Annotated in this window: 13 protein-coding genes; 1 reads left to right on the top strand and 12 read right to left on the bottom strand. The window is 35.8% G+C overall.

Annotated elements, in window-relative coordinates:
• Nucleotides 1–14: 14 nt before the first annotated feature.
• From arsB to HMPREF3029_RS07975, 4 genes are all read right to left on the bottom strand, one after another.
• Nucleotides 15–1,304 carry an arsenite efflux transporter membrane subunit ArsB gene (arsB, locus tag HMPREF3029_RS07990; protein ID WP_070710359.1) on the bottom strand — a complete coding sequence of 430 codons (1,290 nt, stop codon included), beginning with the start codon at nucleotides 1,302–1,304 and terminating at the stop codon, nucleotides 15–17.
• Nucleotides 1,301–1,618 carry an ArsR/SmtB family transcription factor gene (locus tag HMPREF3029_RS07985; RefSeq protein ID WP_070710358.1) on the bottom strand — a complete coding sequence of 106 codons (318 nt, stop codon included), beginning with the start codon at nucleotides 1,616–1,618 and terminating at the stop codon, nucleotides 1,301–1,303. Before HMPREF3029_RS07985 ends, arsB begins: the two co-directional genes overlap by 4 nt.
• 100 nt (nucleotides 1,619–1,718) lie before the next feature.
• Nucleotides 1,719–2,420 carry a VOC family protein gene (locus HMPREF3029_RS07980; protein ID WP_070710357.1) on the bottom strand — a complete coding sequence of 234 codons (702 nt, stop codon included), beginning with the start codon at nucleotides 2,418–2,420 and terminating at the stop codon, nucleotides 1,719–1,721.
• A 31-nt stretch (nucleotides 2,421–2,451) separates the two neighbouring features.
• Entirely contained in the window at nucleotides 2,452–3,255 is an 804-nt protein-coding gene (locus HMPREF3029_RS07975; RefSeq protein ID WP_083315018.1) for a MerR family transcriptional regulator, read from the bottom strand.
• 123 nt (nucleotides 3,256–3,378) lie between these two features.
• On the opposite strand from HMPREF3029_RS07975, the gene HMPREF3029_RS07970 reads away from it, so the two are divergent.
• On the top strand, nucleotides 3,379–4,719 hold the full coding sequence (locus HMPREF3029_RS07970) for an MATE family efflux transporter (RefSeq protein ID WP_068130548.1): 1,341 nt from the start codon (nucleotides 3,379–3,381) through the stop codon (nucleotides 4,717–4,719).
• Nucleotides 4,720–4,806: 87 nt separating this feature from the next.
• On the opposite strand, the gene HMPREF3029_RS07965 is transcribed toward HMPREF3029_RS07970, so the two are convergent.
• From HMPREF3029_RS07965 to pdxA, 8 genes are all read right to left on the bottom strand, one after another.
• On the bottom strand, nucleotides 4,807–5,553 hold the full coding sequence (locus HMPREF3029_RS07965) for an ABC transporter ATP-binding protein (protein WP_068130551.1): 747 nt from the start codon (nucleotides 5,551–5,553) through the stop codon (nucleotides 4,807–4,809).
• Nucleotides 5,550–6,326 (bottom strand): ATP-binding cassette domain-containing protein, encoded by a 777-nt coding sequence (locus tag HMPREF3029_RS07960; RefSeq protein WP_070622105.1) that lies wholly within the window; start codon nucleotides 6,324–6,326, stop codon nucleotides 5,550–5,552. The genes HMPREF3029_RS07965 and HMPREF3029_RS07960 overlap by 4 nt, the downstream gene beginning before the upstream one ends.
• Nucleotides 6,319–7,131, bottom strand: a complete 813-nt coding sequence (locus tag HMPREF3029_RS07955) for an ABC transporter permease (protein WP_070710355.1) — start codon at nucleotides 7,129–7,131, stop codon at nucleotides 6,319–6,321. Before HMPREF3029_RS07955 ends, HMPREF3029_RS07960 begins: the two co-directional genes overlap by 8 nt.
• Nucleotides 7,128–8,075 (bottom strand): ABC transporter permease, encoded by a 948-nt coding sequence (locus HMPREF3029_RS07950; protein ID WP_040929161.1) that lies wholly within the window; start codon nucleotides 8,073–8,075, stop codon nucleotides 7,128–7,130. Before HMPREF3029_RS07950 ends, HMPREF3029_RS07955 begins: the two co-directional genes overlap by 4 nt.
• Before the next feature lie 19 nt (nucleotides 8,076–8,094).
• On the bottom strand, nucleotides 8,095–9,609 hold the full coding sequence (locus HMPREF3029_RS07945; RefSeq protein ID WP_210391785.1) for an ABC transporter substrate-binding protein: 1,515 nt from the start codon (nucleotides 9,607–9,609) through the stop codon (nucleotides 8,095–8,097).
• 373 nt (nucleotides 9,610–9,982) lie between these two features.
• Complete coding sequence (locus tag HMPREF3029_RS07940; RefSeq protein WP_070622107.1) at nucleotides 9,983–10,225, bottom strand: hypothetical protein; 243 nt, start codon at nucleotides 10,223–10,225, stop codon at nucleotides 9,983–9,985.
• Nucleotides 10,226–11,018: 793 nt separating this feature from the next.
• Nucleotides 11,019–12,410, bottom strand: coding sequence for a GntP family permease (locus HMPREF3029_RS07935; RefSeq protein WP_068131075.1), 1,392 nt, complete (start codon nucleotides 12,408–12,410; stop codon nucleotides 11,019–11,021).
• 43 nt (nucleotides 12,411–12,453) lie between these two features.
• Complete coding sequence (gene pdxA, locus HMPREF3029_RS07930; protein WP_070710353.1) at nucleotides 12,454–13,455, bottom strand: 4-hydroxythreonine-4-phosphate dehydrogenase PdxA; 1,002 nt, start codon at nucleotides 13,453–13,455, stop codon at nucleotides 12,454–12,456.
• Nucleotides 13,456–13,466 lie beyond the last annotated feature (11 nt).

The raw sequence follows: 13,466 nt of genomic DNA, 5'->3' as shown, positions 1-13,466 counted from the left end.
ATTAAAGCCTCTTTTTAAAATATGATTAGTGTAAAATACAATCCTAAGAGTGTTACAAATAGGACTGGAATAGTAATGACAATTCCCGTTTTAAAGTATGTTCCCCATGAAATCTTTACACCTTTTTGTGCTAAAACATGTAGCCATAATAATGTTGCTAAAGAACCAATCGGCGTAATTTTAGGTCCTAAATCAGAACCTATAATATTCGCATAAACCATACCCTCTTTTAGTAGTCCTGTAGCACTAGATTGACCAATCGCTATTGCATCTATTAAAACAGTTGGCATGTTGTTCATAATTGATGATAAGAAAGCTGATATGAAGCCCATCCCCATCACACTGATGAATAATCCATAACTTGAAATATTAGTTAATATTTCAGCTAAAAATGTTGTGATACCTACATTTTTTAATCCAAATACAACTAAATACATACCAATAGAAAACAGAACGATATTCCATGGTGCACCTGTAATCACTTGTTTTGTATTCACTGCTTTAGAATTTCGAGCGAATAGCACAAATATTATAGCAATCGTACCAGCAACAAAAGATACAGGTATCTGAACAAACTCACTAACAAGATAACCAACAAGTAGTATTACTAAAACAATCCATGAAATCCTAAATAGTTTAAGATCTTTAATTGCATTTTTAGGGTCAGGTAGATTTTCTGCATTAAACGTTTTAGGTATAGATTTTCTGAAATATAACCATAAAACGACAATACTAGCAATTAAAGAGAATATATTAGGAACAATCATACGGTTAAAATATTCAATAAATCCAATATCGAAGTAATCTGCAGAAACAATATTCACTAAGTTACTTACAATTAAAGGTAGTGATGTCGTATCCGCAATAAAGCCACTAGCAATAATAAAAGGGAAAATCTCTTTTTTATTAAATCCTAAATTTCTTACCATTGCTAATACAATAGGCGTTAATATTAAAGCGGCACCATCATTTGCGAAAAATGCTGCTACAACTGCTCCAAGTAACATAATAAAAACAAACATTTTTAACCCATTACCATTTGAAGCTCTGACCATATGTATTGCAGACCATTCAAAAAAGCCAATTTCATCTAATATTAATGAAATTAAAATAACAGCTACAAAAGTTAGAGTTGCATTCCAAACAATACCTGTTACTTCTAGTACATCAGAAAAACTTACAACTCCTGTAACGATAGCCACAACTGCCCCAATCAGAGCTGTAATACCAATATCTAAACCTTTCGGTTGCCATATCACAAAAATTAAAGTTAAAAGAAAAATCACAATTGCTAAAACCATCAACAGCAATCACCTGATTTCACATTTTTACATACACATCTTTCGGTCGATGTATTAATAATATTTAAATTTTTGATAATATCTTCTAAATTATCATGATTCAGTTGATACCAATGCTTGTTACCGTCTTTTCTTATTGTAACTAATTCATTATCTACTAATAACTTCATATGATGACTGAGTGTAGGTTGTGAGAAATCAAAGTATTCCAACAAGTCACAAGCACATAATTCCCCACAAGATAGTAAATCTAGTATTTCCAATCGACTTGGATCTGATAAGACTTTTAATATTTTTGATAGTTCTTTATAAGACATGACTAAACCTCCTAGATGGTAAATAGATTAACATCTATATAGATTGTTGTCTATGTGCTTTTGTTATTTTTTTACAAACCCTTACGAAACGTTAATTACATTAAATTACGAATGTCTCTCCGTCTGTTTCGACTACTACCTGATTTTCTTGTAACTCTTCCGTAAATGTTAGTCTTACTTTACCTAATTCCAGAGTGTTCTCATCATGTTTATTTAAGTGAAAAGCTTCGGCGAATGTGTGAATCGCATTATCAACATTTTCTACTGCTACCTTAATTTCTAATAGTTTACCGTTATCTCCTAGTATGCTTCCTGCTTCAAGGTTTTCTAGTCTCTCTTCGTCACTCATACCCCAGTCAATGATGAATGGCATAGGGACGTTCGTCTTATTGTCTTTTATAAATAACAACTTCCATGAGACTACTTCTCCATTTTCTTTTTCTCTCTTGAATGTGCGAGGCCCATCGATTTCGAATCCTGAATTCTCGAGCGACGTACTGAGAGCTTCGATGTCAGTCGTTCGAAGTGCAAAGTTGTGCATACCCTCACGGTAATTTTCTTTATATATGGAAGACATGAGCGTGTAATCTACATTATCTTCGTTGTACTTCTCGAAGGTTTGCCTGTTTTTTATCCCTAAAAATTCAATATAATAGAGCCCGCAGTGTAATAGTGTATTATACGTGCCCCAAATGTCGTGTGTACCGCCGGTCACAGTATAAAACCCTTTTTGTTCGTATTCGTCTTTCATTGCACTAGGATCTTCAGAAAAATAGATGATGTGGTCGAATAATACTGTCATATGAACGCCTCCTTTACTATAATTATCCCGCTCATTTTCCTTCCACTTGTATCATAATTTTTGTAATGTAATCTTCTTCACCTATTGCACTGAGTCCATCAATGACGTACTCCTCAATCGTATCTCCACTAATTTGATATCCATTGCTATCTATAAAAGATTTCATTTTTTCATATGTTTCGTATGTCTTTATGTACGAGCCTTTGTGATAACCTACCGCATAAGTGCACGATTTTCTAATGAATGGATTCTTTAAAGCTTTTTCTTTAATTCTCATAAATAGATGAGACACATTTAAATAATCGTTCTTTTCAATTTGTGCTTTTGGAATCACCCCACCTACTGGATATCCAATATCTAGCCCTTCTTCTTTTATATGTTTGATAAATGACATCATTACTTCCGTAAATTCTTTGTCAGTGCTATTTAAAATATTTTTGCTTAGCACGTAGTATTCTCTCTCTAAATGTTCAATTGTAATATTATCGATATCGAGATCTATCGCATTTACAATCTGCTCTTTCTTGTTTTGAATAATCTCTTTCGTGCGCTGTAGTGCCTCAATCTTCTGCTGCATCATTTCCGCTTTTTCAGTTAACATCTCAGCTGTTTCTTTTAAATTGTTGGCATTTAAAAAATCTTTTATATCAGATAAAGACATACCAATCTCTTTTAATATTTCAATGACCGTAAACACTTCTGCTTGTTGAAATGAGTAATACCGATATCCATTCGGAGCTACATACTCAGGTTTTAACAAATCAATATCATCATAATGAAAAAGTGTTTGTTTCTTCACGTTACAAATATTTGCGAATTCTCCAGTGGTAAACAAATTTTTTAAAAATTCCAGTTTTTATCTCTCCCGTCCTTGACTATATGGTTACTGTATAATTTATTATCATAATATAGTAAGAACAAACGGAACAGATTTATATATATATAATGAGGTATTTTTATGGAACGCGTACACACTACAATGCAAACGATGCAACCACGAAAACTTTTTCTTAAATATTTAATTCCATCGTTATTTGGAATGATGCTCATGGCCATCAACATTTTAGTCGATGGACTCTTCGTGAGCCACGGTGTAGGAGATAACGGACTGGCTGGAGTCAACATCGCTTTGCCCATTTATTCAGTCATCTTAGCATTTTCTCTATGGATTGGAATGGGTGGAGCAACCCTGTACTCCATTGCTCTAGGACAAAATAATGTGCATCGTGCAAAATCGATTTTTACACACGCGATTATTATTACCGTTGTCGTCACTGGTATCATCATTGGAGTATGTCTCGTATTTGAAGAACCACTCGCGTACCTATTCGGCGCAAATGATGCAATCATTAGTTATGTGCTCGATTATCTACACGTCATTTTAGTATTCGGAATCTTCTTCGTGTTAGAAAACATTCTGAGCATTTTTATACGTAACGACGGGAATCCAACACTCGCGATGGTCGGCTTAGTTGTCACATCGGTTGTAAATATTATCCTAAATTACATCTTTATTTTCATCTTCAACTGGGGTGTAAAAGGAGCCGCATATGCTACAGTCCTTGCGACTGTTATCGGTATTTTAGTCCTCGTGACGCACTTTTTAACTAAACGAAGTCAACTGGCACTCGTAAAGATAAAGATCGACCCATCTATTGTTCGCAATATCATTTCAATTGGATTTCCAAGTTTTATATTGGAAGCCTCAGCTGCAGTAATGATGATTGGGCTGAACGTTACATTTAGTCATTATGTCGGTGAAACAGGAATCTTCTCTTATGCGGTTGTAAACTACATGCACACTGTGTTCTTGATGTTATTCATTGGAGTGGGTGCAGCACTTCAACCAATTTCGAGCTATCATTACGGTGCAAAACTCTTTGAACGATTACAACAATTTATCCGTATCGCAACAGTCACTGGATTCATAGTCGGTGTCCTCATTTTTGTAATTGGAGTCTTAGGGAGAGGACTCATCATATGGCTATTTGGTATTGAAGGTACCGAAGTAATTAGTTATATAAAAATCGGAATCACCCTATTCTTCATTGGATACTTATTCTTAGGAATCAACATGGTGCTCACGGAATTCTATCAATCAATCGGTATAATTCGTATCGCGATTATGATTAGCTTATTACGTAGTTTTATTATCTTCATCCCTCTATTATTTATAATGCCAATTCTATTTGGACCAAACGCGATTTGGCTTGTATTCCCAATAGCAGAGGGACTTACAATGGTTATCATGTTTTTATCTTTAAAATTTAAATGGATACCATTAATTCCTAAAGCGTGATGAAATGTATCGTAGTAGAATACTACTAATAAAATTTTCTAAAAATAAAAAGAATACTCATGGTTAGTATTTAGCTTATCAAACACTTCATATCGAACTCGCAATAAGTTTTTTGGTATAGGGATTTTGTGGATTGTTCAAAATATCGTCCGTTTTACCTACTTCTACAATCTGTCCGTCTTTCATAACGATGATTCTATCTGTCAGTGTTTTTACTGTGGATATGTCGTGCGTGATGAATAGATATGAAGTGCGAATGTTATGTCGTAACTTCTTCAAAATCTCGATGACTTCTTTTTGCACGAGTATATCTAGTGCGGAGACCGCTTCGTCAAATATTACCACTTTCGGATCAGTGATCATCGCTTGGACGATCGATATGCGCTGTGCTTGTCCACCGCTTAACTGGTGCGGGTATTTATCTAGAATCGTTTCGTTTAATTGCACACGTTCTAATGCGCGAAGTATCTCTCTATCCATCTCTTTTTTTGTCTTTCGCGGAAGTCCTTTCGCAAAAAATGGTTCTCGGAGTGACGTTCTTACCTTCAAATATGGATGTAGACTTTCTTTAGGGCTTTGAAATACAAACTGCACATTTTGTCTAAATTTTAGGTAGTTACGTTTTTTCATACTTTTGATATCTTCACCTTCAAAATATACAGTTCCTGAGTTTGGACTTACAAGTCCGCCAAGGATATTCGCAAGTGTAGACTTTCCGGACCCAGATTCTCCAACAATTCCGATAGATTCCGCTTCTTTAAGTTCCAAACTCACATCTTTCAAAGCTATTGTATCTTTGAAGTTTTTAGACACATTTTCACATGATAAAATCATCTCACGTCCTCCTCTCTCGATACTTGGACGAGTGCTTTTGTATGCGGATGCGTTGGATGCTTAAATAGCGTCTTTGTATCATTCGTCTCTACCATTTCTCCCTTATAGAAAACATACGCACGGTCCGTGTACTTCTCTATCAGTTTCATGTTATGTGTGATTAAAATGAGCGACACGCCTTCTTCTTGATTCAGTTTTTTAAAAAACTCCATTATCTCGTTTTCCGTGATGCTATCTAGAGCAGTCGTCGGCTCATCTAAAATAATTATACGTGGCTTCGTCATTAGGGAGAGTGCGATATTGACGCGTTGGCGCATTCCACCAGAAAGTTCGAACACGTATCCGTTCAAGATTTTTTTAGGATTTTTAAGCCCCACAAGTTCTAACAATTCCGTCGCACGTTCTAATCCTTCACGTTTAGTGCCACACTGATGCGTCACGAAACCCTCTAACATCTGGTGCTTAATTTTTACTAACGGATGTAAAAATTCCGTTGTATTTTGTGGAATATATCCAACATCAAGTCCGATGAGTTTTCGGTAATCGCTCGACTTAAGGTCATCTATGTTTTTATCTTCTACCATTTTTAGCGTAGCATGTGACACGAGTGATCTCGGAAGCAAGTTAAACATCGCTTGTGTCGATATTGTTTTCCCTGAACCTGATTCCCCAAATACCCCTACAATTTCTCTCTTTTTAAGATAGAAATCAAATGGCTGTACGAGTCTCTTTCCTTCATTTGTGCGCACTTCGAGTGCCTTTATATCAATCATTAGTATCACCTAATTTCATGAGTCGATCATTCAACGTATCTCCCATTAAGTTCAGACCAAGGACAGTAATCACAAGTAATATCCCTGACGGCAAGATTAAATATGGATAGCTCAGCATAAAGCTCTGCGCTTCTTTTAACATCAGTCCAAAACTCGCGTTCGGTGGAACGACACCAAGTCCTAAATAAGATAACGCGGATTCTATTAAAATTGCAGATCCAATACTTGCACTGAATTGTGTTACGAGTCTAGGCAAAATGACTGGGAGATAATGTTTCCACACAATTCTCATTGTCGATAGTCCCATGCTTTTTGCCGCCACTATATAGAGTGCGTGTTGTTGTTCTTTAATGAGTGAATACGTCAGTCTAGCAAATATTGGTATCATAAATATCGCGATTGCAATAAGTGTAGAGTAAAGTCCATCCCCAAATACAACCACAAACATCATAGCAAGTACGATACCTGGGAATGCGAGCATCCCATCTATAAACCTTAGGAAAATCATGCTGATCCACTTATTTGATAAAGCAGAAATGACACCTATGAAAATCCCAGCACATAAGCCTAAAGTGACTGAAACCGTTCCTAAAAGTAACGCATAGCGTGACGCAACCATTAACCTAGATAATATATCTCTACCAAACTGATCCGTACCGAGTAGATGCTCTTTAGACATCAAAGAAAAACGATTATCAATATCCATCTCTGTAATCGGATATGGTGTATAGAAAAATGACACTATTCCTAGCGATAACGGAATGAGTAAGAGTACTACGCTCAATATAAACACATATTTTCTCATGACTCTTTCCTCCTCATTCGCTTATTCAGGAGAATATAGAGTATGTCTGTGATAAGCGTAATGATTATGACAGAAGTCACAATAAAGCTCACGAGCCCTAAAATTAAGAAGAGATCTCGTTTTAAGACTGCACTAAATAACAGTCGGCCAACTCCAGGCAAACTGAAAATACTCTCTACGACAATCACACCTGAAATTAACCCCGCAATTTGAATACCAATAACTGTAAGTGGTGCAATCAACGCATCACGCAGTGGATATTTAATGATTGCAAAAACAGGATTCATTCCAGACACTCGGGTCATGAGCATATAATCTTGTTTTAAACTATGTAACATCGAGCTTCTCACGATCCTAATCTGTGTCGCAATCATACCAAATGCGAGCACAAGTGCCGGCAGTAGTAAGCTCATAAAGCCACCATAAACACTCTCCGTAAATGGTTTAAATCCAGATATCGGAAACACGTCAAACTGTGCAGCGATGTAAACGAGAAAAATGAGTGCAATAAAAAACTGTGGCATCGCGTCACCAATTTGCATGAGCGTTCTCGCTATAATATCAAACGTCTTATTTTGTTTTAATGCAGCAAAGACACCAATTGTGAGTGCTAAAGGCACCGCAATTACGATTGACATCACCATGAGTGTTAACGTAACAGGTAACCTACTTAATAGAAGTGCTGTCACTGTCTCACCATATGTAAAAGACACACCAAAATCACCAGTTATCGCACTGGTCAACCAGTTAAAATATTGCGTATACCAAGCAGCATCCATCCCGAGAGCTGCTCGAAGTTCTCTGACACGTTCTGGTGTGGCTTCTGTTCCGAGACTAATTTCCACCGCATCTCCAGGTATCATCATCAACATAAAAAAAGTGATAAATGATACGACAATTATAAGTACTATGCTACTCGTAATGCGTCTTATAATTTCTTTCATATCATCCATCACCTATTGATTACTCTTTAAATTTTAAATCTTTTAATTCAAAAACATCGATTGGATATGACGTGAATCCTTCTAAGTCTTCACTGATCGCGTAAATACGTGTTGGCGCTTGAATATACAATGCTGGAACTTCTTCTGCTAGAATCGTTTGGACACGGTTATACATGTCCATACGTGTATCATCATCTAATTCTACTTTAATAGATGATAAAAGTTCGTCTACTTCTGCATTTTTATAATTAAAGTAGTTATCCGAGCGCGTGCTTCCATATTTCTCTAGTAAATCATAACCTTCGATACGACCTGTGTGTCCAACGACTGTAAGATCATAGTCACGGTTACCATAGACATCTGTTAACCATGTACCCCATTCTATCGTCTCTATTTTAACATGAATTCCGATTGCCTCTAATTTTTCAGCAATAATCTGTCCTGCATTCACATAGTTTGGATAGTCTGTTGGAAGTTTCATATTCAATGTGATGCCCTCTCTGCCTGACTCTTTCACGAGTTGTTTCGCTTTATCTACATCATACGGATAAGTGTCTGTTGTGTCGACATATCCTTTTAAAACAGGGGGATAGTGCGAGCCGATTTCTTTACCATATCCCCACCACACTGCTTTGATGAGTTCTTCTTTGTCAACTGCCATATTGATTGCTTGTCTCAGTTTTTCATCTTTTAAATGCTCGTTTTCTAAGTTCATAGCCATGATCTGTACAGAGTTATTGTCGATTTCAACGATTTTTGCATCACCTAATGTCTCTGCAACATCCCCTGTAGTTTCGATTAAATCTATATCGCCCTTTTTGAAGCTTGTTACCTGTGCAGTTGAATCTGGCATCATCTTAAACTCAATATGTTTAATTGCACCTTCGTTATAGTGTTCGACACCTTCTAGAACAACCTTATCTTGAGGCGTCCAGTTCACAAGCTTATATGGTCCCGTGCCTACTGGTGATTTCTTTAAGTCATCTCCAGCACCGTCTTTAACAATCGCTGCCCATGGGTATGCAAAGTCACTTATAAATGTTGCAGATGGTGCTTCCGCTTTGAATTCTATCGTATAATCGTCAATTACACTGACTTCTGTTATGTATTCATAGTTATCTTTTCTTGGCCCTAAATCATCTCTGATGCGTTCAAATGAATAAGCCACGTCTTTTGCTGTGAACTTTTCGCCATCATGGAACTTAACGTCATCTCGCAAGTGAAATGTGAGTGTCTTTCCGTCATCAGACTGCTCATAAGATGCAGCCAAACTTGGCACGATTTCTCCGTCTTCTGTCACTTTGACTAACGTGTCATAAATATTGTTTGTGATGACAAACGTCGAACTAGCAGTTGTTCGATGCGGATCTAACCCATCTGGATCCACAGATATTGCGATTTTAAGTCCATCTTTCGTTTCTTCAACTTTATCTTCTTTTAATATTTCCTCGACTTCCTCAGAACTTTTTCCACAAGCCGATAACAAAAGCGTAAGCATAAGTGCTACAAATAATACACCAAATTTTATTTTCATTTTGGTCTCCTTAGTATAAATAGTTTATTCTATTGATTATATTTTCCATGATTTTGGTTGTTTTATCAATTGAAAAAAAGATGCGCATCTTTAACTTTTGATACATGAAACCTTCTATCTATATATCAACACACATGAATATATCATAATTTTTACTTCCATACTTAAATTTTTAAAAAGTCACTTTGGTTTTATTTTTAAAATTAGCAGTTATGTTTCTAATAAGAGTGCTGAACGAAGAGCAGTTGGATTTGACTGAGGATAAGACGTGTCCATCATAGTAGAATACTACTAATAAAAATTTTCTAAAAATAAAAAGAAAACCCATGTTTAACGGATATCAATCATCCGTTAAACATGGATACATTATAGATTATTTTGTAGGTATTCTGTATGTTTTTTGATCATCTCTCATTCCTTCGAAATGTAAATATACATTCCCTTCTGGATCACGAACAGTTAGTAGATCTTGTATAAATACAAAATCCAATTCTACTTCTTCACCAGGTGCAATTTCTTTTGAGAGCTCTTCTTCTGACAACTCAAAAATGAAACTTTCACCACTGCCTCCTGTATCAATACCAAGTCTAGGAATCACGTACTCTCCTGTAATCATAGGTTCATCACTAGTATTCTTTATTATAGTATTCGCTACAAGAAATTTAATGTTCTCATCAGCATTACTAACATATTCTGTAATATCTTCACCATTATATTCACTAACAAGATCAACAGAATTTACGGTTACCTGATACGGAACATCCCACTCAAACCTTTCTACATCGACAGCCTCTCCGACTTCTACTACTTTTTCATCAGTCTTATCATCTCTTTCTGATGATTCTTCTTTATTTACTTCTTCTGTTTCATTTTCTTCTTTCGTTGTATCTTTCTCATTGTCATCCTAACTATCACCACACGCAACTAGCACGAACGATAGTCCCATTACGAATAATAGATTAAGTATTTTTCATTAGAATTACTCCAATATTTAGTATGAAAAGATTTTATATCTGTTTACAAAACTTCTTTTCCCATATGTATCCCGAAATCCTTCAATATAGAAGTAAGAAGAATAGAATGTTTATTTCTCAATTAGCTGTGCCTCCTATATAAGTATTGTCACTTACAGAGTTCAACAGAAATAACAATCTAGGTCAAAATAGAACAGATATTCTTATACCGTTCTCTTTCCCAGTAAGCGCTCTATATAAACTAAATTGTTAAATATATCTCTTAGCAATCTGTTTTAAGGTAACGGTATCATCTAGTTTTTATTATAATTATTTTGCAAAATATGTAAATGTTTTATAAAGTTTTAAAATATTTTTATTATTAAATGATATATATATGAAAGAAAAAAAGCTCTCTTCATAATACTATGAAGAGAGCTTTCATATTATAAATAATTATATGAATAAACTTAAAATAACTAATGTAATTCCTGATACAGCCCAACCAATTGTTGTTGGAACTGACCAAACAAGTACCTGTTCTTTAACTTTTTTGATTCCCATCATTCTATTAACAACCCAGAATAAAGAATCATTAAAATAAGAGAAAATCATCGCACCAAATGCCGCTGCTTGAGCTGCAAGTACTGGATTAATATCTAAATTACCAAGTATTGGTGCAGAAATTGAAGCTGCAGTAATCATAGCAACTGTACCTGATCCTTGGATAAGTCGAACAAATGTGGCAATTAAGAAGGGAATAAGTACTGCTGGAACACTCCAAGTTACTACTTCTTCTGCAATAACTGTACCTGCACCACTCTCCCTTAACACTGCACCAAATGCGCCACCTGCTCCTGTGACAAGTAAAATAATTCCAGCATTATTTAAACCAACTTCAAGTTCTTCGAGTGTTTCTTCTACAGTAAAACGTTTTGCTAATGTAAATAATGCAAATAGTAATCCAATCGCTACTGCAATAATTGGGCTACCTAAAAACGTTATATAAGAATGCACTGTTTCATTTATATGTATAACATCGATTTCAACGAGTGCATTAATACCTGTGTTTAAAAAGATCAGTAATAACGGAATTAAAATTGGCATCAGCGATAACGTAAAACCTGGTAATTCCTTTTCACGTTCACTCGCCTGGTTTTTAAAATCTTCAAACACTTCTTCAGTTGTCGGACGATAATACCCCTCACCATCCGCTTCAGGCAACTGATAAATCTTCTTTCCTAACCACTGTGCGTATAATACACCTGAAATTACGACTGGTATTGAGATAACTAAACCAAGTAATACCATTAGTCCGATATCTGCACCAAAAATACCTGCTACCCCGAGTGGTCCAGGTGTTGGTGGTACAGCATGGTGTGTTGCAGCTAAACCGATACCGAGTGCTACACCAAGTGTAATTACAGATTTACCTGTTTGGCGAGACAACGCTTTAACTAAAGGATGTAAAATAACGAATGCTGAGTCTACAAATATTGGAATTGAAATGATGTATCCTGCTAATGCAATCGCCCATTCTTCTTTTTTCTTTCCGACAAATTTAACGACTTGATAGGCTAATCTTTCGGCAGCACCAGAAATCTCCATCACTTTACCAATCATGATACCAAAACCGATAATAATACCTATCGAGCCTAGTGTCGAACCAAATCCTTGTGAGACGGCTGTGACGACGTCAGTCGGTTCCATACCACCAATTAAACCAGCAATAATTGCGGAAATTGTTAATGCTAAAAACACGTGAACTCTCGTTTTTAATACGAGAAAAATTAACAAAACAATTGCCACAATTAGACCTAAGATCATTTGTGCTGAAGATACTTCCATAATAGTTCCCCCTATTTATGAAAGGCGCTAGAATATGCGCCTATTAATTTCTAAAGCTAAGCGCATATTCTCCTGCTAATTTAATTGCTTCTTCCATCGATTCACTTGAAGCGATATTTTTACCAGCAATGTCAAATGCTGTACCGTGGTCAACAGAACTTCTTAGGAATGGTAATCCGTTTGTAATTGAAATTGTCTTATGAAAGTCCGTCATTTTAGCAGCGATATGACCTTGGTCATGATATAAAGAAATTACTGCGTCATATTTACCATTTAATGCTTGGAAAAATACGGAATCTGCAGGAACTGGACCAGTTACATCAAACCCGTCTTCTTGTGCTGACTTAATACCAGGAGTGATTTCTTCTACCTCTTCCATACCAAATAATCCGTTCTCCCCACTATGTGGATTTAAACCAGCAACGGCAAGTTTTGGTGACTCTACGCCTAACTTAATTAACGCATCATAAGAACGTTCAATATAATCACGCACACGCTCTTTAGTCATTTGATCAATTGCATCTTTTAGAGATAAGTGACGTGTTAAGAAGAAAATTCTTAAGTTTAACACTTGGAACATTGTTAACGGATCGTGTGAATTCGTAAGTTCTTCTAGCATTTCTGTATGACCGATAAACGGTACTTTTGCTGCGTATAACGATTCTTTGTTAATAGGTGTCGTTGCGAGAGCATCTACTTCGTGTTTCATCGCAAGGTCAATTGCTTTTTCAATATAATCAAATGCTGCTTGACCACACTGTGCTTGAATTTCACCAAATTTAAATGTATCCATATCTACATTGTTCATGTCAATTAAATCAATCGTATCAGTTGCAAATTTCGCATCTTTTACCGATTCAATAACGTTAACATTTAAGTCTGTTGCGGTAATTTCTAATGCTCGTTCTATGACATCTTTGTCACCAACTACAACAATGTTTGCACTATTTAATACTTCTTTATTTAAAAATGATTTCACTGTGATTTCTGGACCAATTCCAGCTGGATCTCCCATTGGTACTGCTATAATTGCTTTTTTATTCATAAAAATTTCCT

Origin of the sequence: Nosocomiicoccus sp. HMSC059G07 (assembly GCF_001815515.1) — a bacterium.
Taxonomy (GTDB): domain Bacteria; phylum Bacillota; class Bacilli; order Staphylococcales; family Salinicoccaceae; genus Nosocomiicoccus; species Nosocomiicoccus ampullae_A.
This window is presented reverse-complemented; position numbering and strand designations above follow the sequence as displayed.

Coding starts and splice junctions, on each gene's coding strand:
- HMPREF3029_RS07985 (WP_070710358.1), bottom strand. CDS start 1,618: ATGTCTTATAAAGAACTATCAAAAATATTAAAAGTCTTATCAGATCCA.
- HMPREF3029_RS07980 (WP_070710357.1), bottom strand. CDS start 2,420: ATGACAGTATTATTCGACCACATCATCTATTTTTCTGAAGATCCTAGT.
- HMPREF3029_RS07970 (WP_068130548.1), top strand. CDS start 3,379: ATGGAACGCGTACACACTACAATGCAAACGATGCAACCACGAAAACTT.
- HMPREF3029_RS07965 (WP_068130551.1), bottom strand. CDS start 5,553: ATGATTTTATCATGTGAAAATGTGTCTAAAAACTTCAAAGATACAATA.
- HMPREF3029_RS07960 (WP_070622105.1), bottom strand. CDS start 6,326: ATGATTGATATAAAGGCACTCGAAGTGCGCACAAATGAAGGAAAGAGA.
- HMPREF3029_RS07955 (WP_070710355.1), bottom strand. CDS start 7,131: ATGAGAAAATATGTGTTTATATTGAGCGTAGTACTCTTACTCATTCCG.
- HMPREF3029_RS07950 (WP_040929161.1), bottom strand. CDS start 8,075: ATGAAAGAAATTATAAGACGCATTACGAGTAGCATAGTACTTATAATT.
- HMPREF3029_RS07945 (WP_210391785.1), bottom strand. CDS start 9,609: ATGAAAATAAAATTTGGTGTATTATTTGTAGCACTTATGCTTACGCTT.
- HMPREF3029_RS07940 (WP_070622107.1), bottom strand. CDS start 10,225: ATGATTACAGGAGAGTACGTGATTCCTAGACTTGGTATTGATACAGGA.
- HMPREF3029_RS07935 (WP_068131075.1), bottom strand. CDS start 12,410: ATGGAAGTATCTTCAGCACAAATGATCTTAGGTCTAATTGTGGCAATT.
- pdxA (WP_070710353.1), bottom strand. CDS start 13,455: ATGAATAAAAAAGCAATTATAGCAGTACCAATGGGAGATCCAGCTGGA.